General features: G+C 64.0%; 15 protein-coding genes. 14 read left to right on the forward strand and 1 reads right to left on the reverse strand.

Features of this window, described 5'->3' with window-relative positions:
* The 13 genes from QUV11_RS04215 to QUV11_RS04275 all read left to right on the forward strand — a co-directional run.
* Positions 1–611, forward strand: a 611-nt coding sequence (locus QUV11_RS04215; RefSeq protein WP_300880718.1) for a cbb3-type cytochrome c oxidase subunit I, incomplete at its 5' end; no start/stop codon positions are given.
* Between the two features lie 106 nt (positions 612–717).
* The gene (locus QUV11_RS04220; RefSeq protein ID WP_289619956.1) at positions 718–1,674 is read left to right on the forward strand and encodes a heme o synthase; all 957 of its coding nucleotides are present in this window, start codon (positions 718–720) and stop codon (positions 1,672–1,674) included.
* Positions 1,671–1,829 carry a hypothetical protein gene (locus QUV11_RS04225; protein ID WP_289619957.1) on the forward strand — a complete coding sequence of 53 codons (159 nt, stop codon included), beginning with the start codon at positions 1,671–1,673 and terminating at the stop codon, positions 1,827–1,829. The genes QUV11_RS04220 and QUV11_RS04225 overlap by 4 nt, the downstream gene beginning before the upstream one ends.
* Positions 1,830–1,852: 23 nt before the next feature.
* Positions 1,853–2,401 (forward strand): cytochrome c oxidase assembly protein, encoded by a 549-nt coding sequence (locus QUV11_RS04230; protein WP_300880861.1) that lies wholly within the window; start codon positions 1,853–1,855, stop codon positions 2,399–2,401.
* A gap of 44 nt (positions 2,402–2,445) precedes the next feature.
* Entirely contained in the window at positions 2,446–3,261 is an 816-nt protein-coding gene (locus tag QUV11_RS04235; RefSeq protein WP_300880719.1) for a cytochrome c oxidase subunit 3, read from the forward strand.
* A 29-nt stretch (positions 3,262–3,290) separates the two neighbouring features.
* The gene (locus QUV11_RS04240) at positions 3,291–3,689 is read left to right on the forward strand and encodes a DUF983 domain-containing protein (protein ID WP_300880720.1); all 399 of its coding nucleotides are present in this window, start codon (positions 3,291–3,293) and stop codon (positions 3,687–3,689) included.
* Positions 3,686–4,261: an SURF1 family protein gene (locus QUV11_RS04245; RefSeq protein WP_300880721.1), complete on the forward strand. Its 576-nt coding sequence runs from the start codon at positions 3,686–3,688 to the stop codon at positions 4,259–4,261. The genes QUV11_RS04240 and QUV11_RS04245 overlap by 4 nt, the downstream gene beginning before the upstream one ends.
* A gap of 29 nt (positions 4,262–4,290) precedes the next feature.
* Positions 4,291–4,794 (forward strand): GNAT family N-acetyltransferase, encoded by a 504-nt coding sequence (locus QUV11_RS04250; RefSeq protein ID WP_300880722.1) that lies wholly within the window; start codon positions 4,291–4,293, stop codon positions 4,792–4,794.
* A gap of 46 nt (positions 4,795–4,840) precedes the next feature.
* Entirely contained in the window at positions 4,841–6,256 is a 1,416-nt protein-coding gene (thrC, locus tag QUV11_RS04255) for a threonine synthase (RefSeq protein WP_300880723.1), read from the forward strand.
* A 9-nt stretch (positions 6,257–6,265) separates the two neighbouring features.
* Entirely contained in the window at positions 6,266–7,162 is an 897-nt protein-coding gene (locus QUV11_RS04260) for a class I SAM-dependent methyltransferase (protein ID WP_300880724.1), read from the forward strand.
* Positions 7,163–7,317: 155 nt separating this feature from the next.
* Positions 7,318–7,701 carry a dihydroneopterin aldolase gene (locus QUV11_RS04265; RefSeq protein WP_300880725.1) on the forward strand — a complete coding sequence of 128 codons (384 nt, stop codon included), beginning with the start codon at positions 7,318–7,320 and terminating at the stop codon, positions 7,699–7,701.
* The gene (locus QUV11_RS04270; protein ID WP_300880726.1) at positions 7,698–8,486 is read left to right on the forward strand and encodes an SDR family oxidoreductase; all 789 of its coding nucleotides are present in this window, start codon (positions 7,698–7,700) and stop codon (positions 8,484–8,486) included. Before QUV11_RS04265 ends, QUV11_RS04270 begins: the two co-directional genes overlap by 4 nt.
* A gap of 58 nt (positions 8,487–8,544) precedes the next feature.
* On the forward strand, positions 8,545–9,144 hold the full coding sequence (locus QUV11_RS04275) for a fasciclin domain-containing protein (protein ID WP_300880727.1): 600 nt from the start codon (positions 8,545–8,547) through the stop codon (positions 9,142–9,144).
* Between the two features lie 146 nt (positions 9,145–9,290).
* Here QUV11_RS04275 and QUV11_RS04280 read toward each other — a convergent pair whose 3' ends face one another.
* Positions 9,291–9,968, reverse strand: a complete 678-nt coding sequence (locus QUV11_RS04280; protein WP_300880728.1) for a Crp/Fnr family transcriptional regulator — start codon at positions 9,966–9,968, stop codon at positions 9,291–9,293.
* 407 nt (positions 9,969–10,375) lie between these two features.
* On the opposite strand from QUV11_RS04280, the gene QUV11_RS04285 reads away from it, so the two are divergent.
* The gene (locus tag QUV11_RS04285; protein WP_300880862.1) at positions 10,376–11,626 is read left to right on the forward strand and encodes a multiheme c-type cytochrome; all 1,251 of its coding nucleotides are present in this window, start codon (positions 10,376–10,378) and stop codon (positions 11,624–11,626) included.
* The last annotated feature ends 30 nt before the right edge of the window (positions 11,627–11,656 follow it).

The following is an 11,656-nucleotide window of genomic DNA, read 5'->3' on the forward strand; positions in this document are numbered from 1 at the left end:
TCGCGGTGCCCACGGGCATCAAGATCTTCTCGTGGATCGCGACGATGTGGGGCGGATCGCTCACCTTCAAGACCCCGATGGTCTGGGCTCTGGGCTTCATCTTCATGTTCACCGTGGGCGGCGTGACCGGCGTCGTGCTTGCCAATGGCGGTGTCGATGACAACCTGCACGACACCTATTATGTGGTCGCGCACTTCCACTACGTGCTCTCGCTGGGTGCGGTGTTCTCGATCTTCGCGGGCTTCTATTACTGGTTCCCCAAGATGAGCGGCCGCCACTACAGCGAGCTGCTGGGCCACCTGCACTTCTGGATCTTCTTCATCGGCGTGAACATCCTGTTCTTCCCGATGCACTTCCTGGGTCGTCAGGGCATGCCGCGTCGCTATCCCGATTATCCTGAGGCGTTCGCCTATTGGAACGAGATCGCGTCGATTGGTTATGCGATCATGGCGGCCGGCATGGTGATCTTCTTCATCAACATCGCCTACTCGCTGGTTGCCGGCCGTCGTGCCGAAGGCAACTACTGGGGCGAAGGTGCCACGACGCTGGAATGGACCCTGTCCAGCCCGCCGCCGTTCCACCAGTTCGAAACGCTCCCCGTCATCAAGTGACCGGGCGCATATCGGGCCTCTGAAAGGGCCGGTGAAGGGCTATCCCTGATCCGGCCCGCAGCCCCTCCCGGCTCGGGAGGGGTTTGCCATTTGGGTATTGAGTAAAATGACCGACGCCGTTCAGCAGATTGATCTCCACGCGGGCACCGTGCATGGCCAGCAAGGCGCCATCATGCCCGCGCACTGGCGCGATTTCTGGGCGCTGACCAAACCCGGCGTGATTCGCCTTGTGGTGTTCACCGGGCTGTGCGGCTTGCTCGCGGCGCCCGGCACGATCCATCCGGTGATCGGCTTCGTCGCGATCCTGTGCATTGCCATGGGGGCGGGCGGTGCTGCCGCCCTCAACCAGTATCACGAGTCCGACCTCGACGCGCTGATGAAGCGCACCGCCAACCGCCCGATCCCCGCAGGCCGCATGGACCGCGAGGCCGCGCTGCAGTTCGGTCTGGCGCTGTCGGGCTTTTCGGTGGTGATCATGGGGCTGGCGGTCAACTGGCTGGCCGCGGGAATTCTGGCTTTTTCGATCTTCTATTATGCCGTGATCTACACCGTGTGGCTCAAGCCCAACACGGCGCAGAATATCGTCATCGGTGGCGGGGCAGGGGCGTTCCCGCCGGTGATCGGCTGGGCGGCGGTAACCGGCGACGTCACGATGCTGCCGATCCTGCTGTTTTCGATCATCTTCTTCTGGACCCCGCCGCACTTCTGGGCGCTCGCGCTGTTCGTGAAGATGGATTACGCGCGCGTCGGCATTCCGATGATGCCCAACGTCGCTGGCGAGAAGTCGACCCGGCACCAGGTGTTCGGCTATTCGCTGGTGCTGCTCGCGACCACGCTCGCGCCTTTCGCGCTGGGCCTGGTCGGCTGGACCTATGGCATCAGCGCGCTGCTGCTGACCGGCTTCTTCGTCCTGCTGGCGGCGCGCGTGGGCTTCCGCGTGGCGGGCGAAGGCGATACGCTGAAGCCTGAAAAGCAGCTATTTGCCTATTCGATCGTCTATCTGTTCATGATCTTCACCGCGCTGGTCATTGATCGTGCCGTGGTTCCGGTGATTGCCGCATGACCGATCGCCCGACTCCCGATTTCAACGATCCCGAGGTGCTGGCGCAGTTGCGCGCGCGCCAGCGCAGCCGCGCCTTGTTCATGGCCGGCATCCTCATCGCCTTGTGCGTGATGTTCTATGTCATCACCATCGTGAAGATCGGGGTGTGGGGATGAACGCTGCAACGCTCAATCCCGAGATGTCGCGTCGCAACCGGCGCGCTGCTCTTCTGGCTTTGTGTTTCGCGGTCGGCATGCTCGGCATGGGCTACGCCGCCGTTCCGCTCTACCGCATGTTCTGCGAGGCGACGGGCTTCGGCGGCACGACGATGAAGGTCAGCGAGGCCGATGCCTCGGCGTTCGTCGTGACTGACAAGCAGATCACCGTCCGGTTCGATTCGAACGTGTCCTCGGCACTGCCCTGGCGCTTCAAGCCGGAGAACCCGACCGAAAAGATCACCATCGGCGCGCGCGACATGGCCGCGTTCGAGGCAGAGAATCTGTCGAGCCAGCCGGTCTCCGGCACCGCGACGTTCAACGTTACGCCGGTGCAGGCCGGGCGCTATTTCGCCAAGGTCCAGTGCTTCTGCTTTACCGAGCAGACGCTGCAGCCGGGCGAGAAGGTGCGGATGCCGGTGATCTATTATGTGGACCCCGCGATCATGACCGATCCGGAGACCAAGGATATCGAAGAGATAACCCTCAGCTACACCTTTTACCCGCTGGACCAGGCGAATAAGGGCAGTTAAGGGCTTAGTTTAAAGACGCTTTAGGGACGACAGGGACCAGACCGATGGCCGGAACAAAGAACCACGATTATCATATTTTGCCGCCCAGCATCATTCCGTTTGCCGGATCGATGTCGGCGCTGCTCATGGCCGTAGGGGCCATCCTGTGGATGCAGAGCATCGATACGATGGGTATCGTATTCTACGCCGGCACCGCAGCCGTGGTCGCAACGATGTATTTCTGGTGGGCGCAGGTCGTCAAGGAAGCGCATGCGGGCGACCATACCCCGGTGGTGCAGTTGCACCTGCGCTACGGCATGATCCTGTTCATCGCGTCGGAAGTCATGTTCTTCGTCGGCTGGTTCTGGGCGTGGTTCGATTTCTCGCTGTTCCCCTCGTCGGCAGAGGTGATTGGCGGAACCTGGCCTCCGCAGGGTGTCGAAGTGCTCAACGCATTCGAACTGCCTTTGCTCAACACGCTGATCCTGCTGTGCTCGGGCACCACCGTGACCTGGGCGCACCACTCGCTGATCAACGGCGATCGTGACGGCCTGATCAAGGGTCTGTGGGTCACCATCCTGCTGGGCCTGCTGTTCAGCAGCGTCCAGGCGTATGAATACGCTGTGGCACCGTTCCCGTTCAAGGATCTGAACTATGGTTCGGCGTTCTACATGGCGACGGGTTTCCACGGCTTCCACGTTCTGGTTGGCACGATCTTCCTGATCGTCTGCCTGGTTCGCGCCTATAAGGGTCACTTCACCCCCAAGCAGCATTTCGGCTTCGAAGCGGCTGCCTGGTACTGGCACTTTGTTGACGTGGTGTGGCTGTTCCTCTTCCTCGTCATCTATGTCTGGGGTGGCTGGGGCGCGGTGACGCATTGATCCTCACCTTATGAATCGGCGCGGTCATCATGGATGATACGCCTGTCGACAAAGGGCAGTCTGGTCTGGTCCAGGCTGCCCTTTTTGGCGAATGCCCGGCCTGCGGCTCGCGCACGCTGTTTGCCGGCTGGGTTCGCTTCGCAGCCAAGTGCCGTGCCTGCGGACACGATTTTTCCGCGTTTAACGTCGGCGATGGCCCGGCGGCGTTCCTGATCCTGGTCATTGGCGCGCTGGTGTGCGCCTTTGCGCTGGTGCTTCAGGTCCAGGCCAGCCCGCCCTTCTGGGTCCACATCGTGCTGTGGGTACCGATCACCACGGCGCTGGTGCTGCTGTCGCTCAGGGTTTCCAAAGCAATGATGTTGATCCACGAGGCGCGCGCGGAGGTCCGTGAGGGGCGGGTCGCGGACGATACGAAGGAACAGCCATGAAGCGCCTGCCGTTATGGCCGACGGTGATCGTCGGCATCGCCATCGCGATCATGATCGCGCTGGGTGTCTGGCAGCTGCAGCGCATGGCTTGGAAAGAGGCGCTCCTCGACGAGTATGCGACTGCTTCGCAACGGCCTGCCGTGGCATGGCCGTCGGTGCCCGATCGCGACGCGCTGCCGCTGTATCGGGAATCCTCGGTCAATTGCCTCACCGTTACCGGCTGGCGTTCGGCGAGCGGACGCAATGCGCGGGGGCGGGCGGGCTGGGTGCACATTGCGTCATGTTCGACCGGGGCCGAAGGCCCGGGCGCGCAGGTCGTGGCCGGGTGGTCGCTGCGTCCCGATGATCCCGACTGGACCGGCGGGCAGGTCACCGGCGTGATCGCGCCCGACAGCATGCACCTGATCCGGCTGGTCGCAGCGCCGCCGGTTGCGGGTCTCGAGGCTGTGCAACCACCTTCGCCCGAGGACATTCCGAACAATCATTGGGCCTATGCAATACAATGGTTTTTATTCGCGGGGCTGGCTGCCGTTATATATGGTCTGGCAGTCGCAAGGCGGGCACGATCCTGATCGTCCGCGTGATGCCGTAAGGAGAGACCATGCAGGGCGGACATTATTACGGCTTCCATAGGGTTACCCATTCCGATCTGCCCCTGATTACCTCGTGGCTGGAAACCCCCGAGGTCCGCAAGTGGTGGGGCGATCCCAAGCACGAGCTGGCGCTGATCGAAGAGGATATGGACAATCCCGACATGGTGCAGCTGATCGGGATGCTCGATGGCTATCCAATCGCCTATATCCAGCATTTCGAGGTCCATGCCTGGCCGCAAAAGCATCTGCAGGATCTGCCGCAGGGCGCGCGCGCGGTCGATTGCTTCATCGGCGTGCCCTCGCTGATCGGCAAGGGGCACGGCGCAAAGCTGCTGGCGATGCTCGCCAAGCAGCTCAATGCGCAGGGCGTTCGGGTGCTGTGCATCGATCCCGATCCGCACAACCAGCGCGCGCGCAGCGCCTATGTCCGCGCGGGCTTTGTCGAGCATGGCGAGATCGAAACCCCCGAAGGACCCGCCGTCCTGATGTTCTACGAAAGCCCCGAAGACTGACGCGGCCATTGCAAGCGGCAGGCAGGGTCGCTAACGGGTCCATCCCATGGACTATATCAGCACCAGGGGGAAGGCAGCGGCGCTCGATTTCGAGGGCGTGACGCTGGCGGGTTTGGCGAGCGATGGCGGGCTTTATGTTCCGCGGAGCTGGCCCAAGTTCACGCAAGCCGAGATCGCGGCGATGGCGGGGCTGTCGTATGTCGATCTCGCGGTGAAGATTATGGCACCCTATGTCGCGGGCAGCCTGACCGAGCAAGAACTGCACGGTCTGTGCGAGGCGGCCTATGGCCGGTTTTCGCACAAGGCAGTGACGCCGCTGGTGCAGCTCGATCAGAGCAATTGGCTGCTCGAGCTGTTCCATGGGCCGACGCTTGCGTTCAAGGATGTCGCGCTGCAATTGCTCGGCCATCTGTTCGAGCGCTTCCTGAGCAACCGCGATACGCACCTGACCATCGTCGGTGCGACCTCGGGCGATACCGGATCGGCGGCGATCGATGCTGTCGCGGGGCGCGAGAAGGTCGATATCTTCATGCTTCACCCCGATGGCCGGGTGTCGGACGTGCAGCGGCGGCAGATGACCACGGTTCTGGCCCCCAACGTGCACAACATCGCGATCGATGGCAGCTTCGATGATGCCCAGGCGATGGTGAAGCGGATGTTCGGCGATCCCGATTTTGCCGGCAGGTTCACGCTCTCGGCGGTCAACTCGATCAACTGGGCACGGCTGATGGCGCAGATCGTGTATTACTTCGCCGCAGCCTTGCAGCTTGGCGCGCCGCACCGTCCGGTCGCGTTCTCGGTTCCTACCGGCAATTTCGGCGATGTCTTCGCAGGCTACGTCGCCAGCCAGATGGGACTGCCGATCGCAAGGCTGGTGGTGGCGACCAACGTCAACGACATCCTCCACCGCGCGCTCAGCGCCGGGGACTATTCGGCAGGCAGCGTCACGCCCACCGCGGCGCCCTCGATGGATATTCAGGTCAGTTCCAACTTCGAGCGGCTGCTGTTCGATCTGGAAGGCCGCGATGGCGCGCTGACCGCCGCGCGCATGCAGGGCTTCGAGGCGAGCAAGGCGATGCAGCTCACGCCCGCGATGCGCACAGGCGCGGAAGGCATATTCGCCAGTGCGAGCGTCGATCCGGAAGAGATGGGGATTGCCATGCGGCGGGCCTGGGATGACGCGGGACAGGTGCTCGATCCGCACACCGCGATCGGACTTGGCGCGGCGCACCGGCTGCAGGATGCAGGCACGCTCGACCGGGCGATTCCGTGCGTTACCCTAGCAACCGCCCACCCGTCCAAGTTCCGCGATGCGGTCGAGCGCGCGACGGGCCTGCGCCCGCGCCTGCCCACCCGTGTCGGCGACCTGTTCGAGCGCGCCGAGAAATTCGACAAGCTTGCGGGCGATTACACCACCGTGCGCGATTACATCGCCGCCCGCGCCGTTCCGGCCAAGGGCTGACGTTCGCTTATGGCCGCCCTCGATCCGCAACCGGTGCTGATGATCGGCGAGCCGCGCGAGGACTATACGCTGATCGACAGCGGCGCCGGGCGCAAGTTCGAGGCCTATGGTCCCTATCGGTTCGTCCGTCCCGAGCCGCAGGCGATGTGGCCGACGACGCTTCCCGATTGGGACGCCGATGGCGCATTCATCCCTGGATCGGACGAGGATGGCGGCGGCAAGTGGCAGCTTGAATCCAACGTGCCGCGCGATGGCTGGCCGCTGGCGTGGGAGGAGGTGCGGCTGACCGCGCTCAATACCCCGTTCCGGCATCTTGGGTTTTTCCCAGATATGGATCCGGTGTGGCGCTGGCTGCGCGGTCAGATTGGTCGGCATGACGGTGACGAGGCCGCCAAGGCGCTCAACCTGTTCGGCTATACCGGGGTCGGTACGCTGGCGATGGCGGCGACAGGGGCCGAACTCACGCATGTCGATGCCTCGAAAAAGTCGGTCGCAGCCGCTCGGGTCAACGCAGGCCTGTCGGGGATGGAAGACCTGCCGATCCGCTGGCTGGTCGACGATTGCGTCAAGTTCGCCGCGCGCGAGGTTCGCCGCGGCAAGCGCTATGATGCGATCCTGCTCGATCCGCCCAAGTTCGGGCGCGGCCCCGAGGGCGAGGTGTGGAAGCTCGAGGAGCATCTGCCCGGCCTGATCGCAGACTGTCGCAAGCTGCTCGATGATCGCTCGCGCTGCCTCTTCCTCACCGTCTATGCGGTGCGGATGTCGGCACTGGCGCTGGGCGAACTGCTCGCCGCGCATTTCGCCGATCTGCCGGGGACGGTCGAGGTCGGTGAGCTAGCGGTGCGCGAGCAAGCCGGCGGGCGGCTGCTGCCCACCGCGATCTTTGCGCGCTGGTCGAACGGTTGAGCGCTTGCGTTGCCCCGCGCAATTTGCCAACGCGCGGGTTCGTCATTCCCGCGAACGCGGGAATCCCGCTTTCGCGCCGTGGTTACAGATTTTAGCGGGACCCCCGCGTGCGCCGGGGTGACGAGCAGCAGACATCATAGAACAGGCCACCCATTTTGATCGACACCACACCAGACAGCTTGATCCTCGAGATCGCCGATTTCGACGTCAACGTCCTCACCGGGATTTACTCGGAAGAGACCAAGCTGCCGCAGCCGCTGCGTTTCACGATCCAGGCGCAGATGCTGGCGCAGGACCATTATGCGCCCGATACGCCGCTGTCGGCATCCAAGAACTATATGGACCTCAAGCACGCCGCATCGACCGCGCTGCCCCAGGGGGTGCATTTCACGCTGATCGAGGCGGTCGCCGATCATGTCATCGAGACGTTGTTTTTGCAGGATCCGCGTATCCACCGGCTGACAGTCAAGATCATCAAGCTGGCGATCGCCGAGCATAACGAATCGATCGGCATCACGCTGACCCGGACGCGCCGGTGAGCCCTCAGGGCAATCCCTCGCGCCTTGCGCTCGTCACCGGCGGATGCCGCCGGGTGGGCGCGGCTATCGCCGCCGAACTGGCGCGCGCCGGATGGACGCTTGCGCTGCATGGGCACAGCGATGCGGTTCCCGATACCGACCTGGCAGGCACGCTGGCAGCCTGTGACACGCAATGGCACGGCTTCGTCGCCGATCTCGCGCGCCCCGATGCGCCCGCCGCGCTGATCGCGCAGGTGGTCGCGCATTTCGGCCGCGCCCCCGATCTGCTGGTCAACAACGCGTCGATGTTCGACTATGACGATCTGGCCAGCATGACGCCGCAGATGCTGAGCGATCACTTCGCGGTCAACACTTTCGCACCGGTGCTGCTCGCGCGCGATCTGGTCGCGGCGGCAGGCGAGGGGGCGCAACCCGCGATCGTCCAGATCATCGACCAGCGCGTCCGCAACCCCAATGGCGACCAGCTGTCCTATACCCTGTCCAAGCAGGCGCTGGCCGAATCGATCCGGACGCTGGCGCGCGCGTTCGGTGCGCGCGCACGGGTCAACGGGGTCGCGCCAGGGCTGACGTTGGCGACCAGCGACTTCGACGACGCGCAAATGGCACGGCTCGCCGCACGCATGCCGCTGGGCCGGTTGTCAGACCCGCAAGACATTGCACGTGCGGTGCGTTACCTTGCCGACGCGTCCGCGATGACGGGCCAGTTGCTTTTCGTCGATGGCGGTGCCCATATGCTGAGCCTGGAGCGGGATTTCGTTTTCCTCGACAAGCAGGGCCCAGCCTGACGCTTGGGGGCTAAGCCATAGTGCTGAACCTCATTGGCCGGACTATTTGGAGATTATCATGCGTTCACAAGCCGTTGCTGCCCTGATGGGTCTGACCCTTACCGTCGCGGCCTGTGGCAGCCAGGATGGCGGGGGCGATCCGGTCAAGCGGATCGATCCCAAGAGCCTGGAAGTTGCCGAAGCTACCGCCGATGGCGAGCCTGCGGCCATCCTGCGCGTCGATGAGGTGGTGCTGCGCAACCCCGATCTGTCGACGCTCGCCCGCGCGATCAAGGCGGCTGAACTTGGCGCGGAGCTGGGCGCCGATACGCCGATGACGCTGTTCGCGCCCGACAACGGCGCGTTCGACAAATTGGGCGTCGATACACTGGCCGAATTGCTGCTGCCCGCCAACAAGGCGCGGCTGGCGACGGTGCTCAAATATCATGTGATTCCCGGAAGGCTGACCGCAGCCGACCTGCGCAAGCGGATCGGCGACAATGGCGGCAGTATCGAGATCGTGACGCTGCAGGGCGAGAAGCTCAATGCGTCGGTCGAACTTGATCAGATCCGGCTGGCCGATGCCAGTGGCAACGTCGGCTCGATCGCGCTGCCCGATCTGGCGGCGAGCAACGGCATGGTCCACGGCATCGACCAGGTGCTCGGCCCGCAGCTTTGAGGCTGAATAGTCCAGCCTGAGCGTTTACCTATCCTCGCTCGTCATTCCCGCGAAAGCGGGAATCCCGCTATTTCGTCGGCGTTGGCGCAGAATCGTCACCCCCGCGTTCGCGGGGGTGACGGGGCATTACATGCGGTGTTGAGCGCTCACTCCCCGGCCAGCGCGGCGTTGGCGGCGCGCAGCTTGCGGTCGAGCGCGCTGTTGATCTGGCGCTCGATCACCGTGCGCGCATCGGGATGCAGATCGAGATATTGCCGCAATTTGGGCGCGGAAACGCACCAGAAGCGGCTGTCTGTCGTCAGCCGCACCGTTCCTGTTGCTGGCGCGCCGCTGAGCGCGGTTGCATCGCCGATCAGGTCACCGCTGGCCACGGCACCGACGTGTTGGCCGTGCAGCGAAATCTCTGCGGCGCCATCGTGCAGATAGAACAGGTGGCTGATCGCCTCGCCCTCGTTGATCAGCACTTCGCCGCCGCGTCCGGTGATCCAATTGCCCTGGTCCATCAGGTGCCGCGCGCCGGCCCGGGTCATTTCGCCCATGAAGCTGGCCCGCAATGCCTCCTCCTCGGATGAAAAGCGCGAGTTGCGTTCTGCCACGAGGTAGCGGAACAGCATCGACGCGCCGATCACCAGCAGCACGAAGAACCAGAAGGCGAGCCCCAGATCGTTGGCAAATCCCAGCGCAAAGCCGAGTCCGGCGAGCGAGGACAGCACGATGCCGAGTCGCATCCACGGCATCGGCGGAGCGATCAGCGCGATCGCCAGGATCAGGAAGGCCAGGTGTCCGAGCCAGGCACCGTCTGCAAAACCAAGTCCAAGCGGCATGTCATCAACTCCCCAACCGGCACCGAGCATGCCAAATGCTCTACGCTGCGGCAAGCAGACCATTGCGCATCGGCGCGCGCGGCGCACTGGATAAATTGCGGCCCCTATCGAAGGATTGCCTTGAAAGTGGAGGGCGAACCGGCGATAAGGTTCTGCAAGACAAGACTAAGGGGTCGCATCGTTAGTCTATCGGGGGCCGGTCCTGCATGGGGCCGGGGGTAAAAGCGACGATGCACATTTTGGGGCACATTTCAGGGCTTTGGGCCGACTCGCGCGTGGGTGGCGTTCGGACTGCGTTGGCAGTTTTCGGGATCACCGCGCTGGCCATCGGCGCCTTCTTCATCGCAAATCTCGCAGGGGCCGAAAGGCTCGAGGCACAGGCTGCGCGCGCCGCATCGGGCACCCATATGGGTGTCGGCAGCTGCGCAGGCTCGACCTGCCATGGCCGCAACGAGGCCGATGGCGAAGTCGTCCGGCAGGACGAATTGTGGCGCTGGCAGGAAGAATCGACCCCCGGCGGCGCGCATTCGCGAGCCTATCGTGTGCTCGGCGAGCCGCGCAGCCTGGCGATCGGCAAGAAACTGGGGATCGGCGATCCGCGCTCTGCCGCGATGTGCCTGGGGTGCCATTCGACGCCCGCCGCCGCCAAGGGCCCGCGCTATCAGGTCAGTGACGGGGTGAGCTGCGAAGCGTGTCATGGTGCCGCATCGGGCTGGCTTGCAAGCCACTACGCCACCGGCACCAGCCACGGCCGCAACGTTTCGCAAGGCATGATCCCGCTCGAAAACGCGCAGGCGCGCGCAGGTGTCTGCCTCGACTGCCATCTGGGCAGCGACGCGCCGGGACAGTTCGTCAACCACCGGATCATGGCAGCGGGGCACCCGCGGATCGCCTTCGAGGTCGATCTGTTCTCGACGCTGACCCAGCACCACGACGAAGACGCCGATTATCGCCAGCGCAAGGGCAAGGCCAACTCGATGCGGATGTGGGCGGTGGGCCAGGCGATCGCGCTCGAGCGCTCGCTGAGCCTGTTCGGCAAGCCCGGGCTGGGCACCGAAGGCATGTTCCCCGAATTCTATTTCTTCGATTGCCACAGCTGTCACCGCAGGATTTATGACGAAGAGGATGCGCGTCCTGCGAAGCTCGGCAATCCTGGGCGCCCGATCCCCTCGGGCATGCCGCCGTACAATGACGAGAACATGATCATGCTCTCGGCCGCCGTACGGATCGCCGCGCCCGAACTTGCCTCGCAGTATGAAGGCCACGCACGCGCCTTCCACGCTGCCATGGCGCAGGGCAGGGGCCCGGCGGTGGAAGCCGCAAACCGGCTGCGGCAGACCGCGATGACCCTCGCCGACCGTTTCAGCCGCAGCGATTTCACCCGCGCGCAGACTTTTGCGATCATGGAATCGATCGCCAGCGAGGCGATATCCCCGCGCTTTACCGATTATGAAGGCTCGGTGCAGGCGGTGATGGCGGTCGATACCTTGCTCAGCGGCCTGGTGACGCAGGGCCAGGTGTCCGCGGGTTCGGCCACCTCGCTGCGCGCGCAGATCAACCAGGCTTATGCCGCTGTTGCAGAGCCCAATTCATACAAGCCGCTGGAGTTTCGCCGGGCACTGGGCGGCGCCGTGCGCACCATCCGGTCGCTGCAGTGATCCGGGCGGCAGGGAGATGACGCAAGTGGT

The organism is Blastomonas sp., assembly GCF_030373265.1.
Taxonomy (GTDB): domain Bacteria; phylum Pseudomonadota; class Alphaproteobacteria; order Sphingomonadales; family Sphingomonadaceae; genus Blastomonas.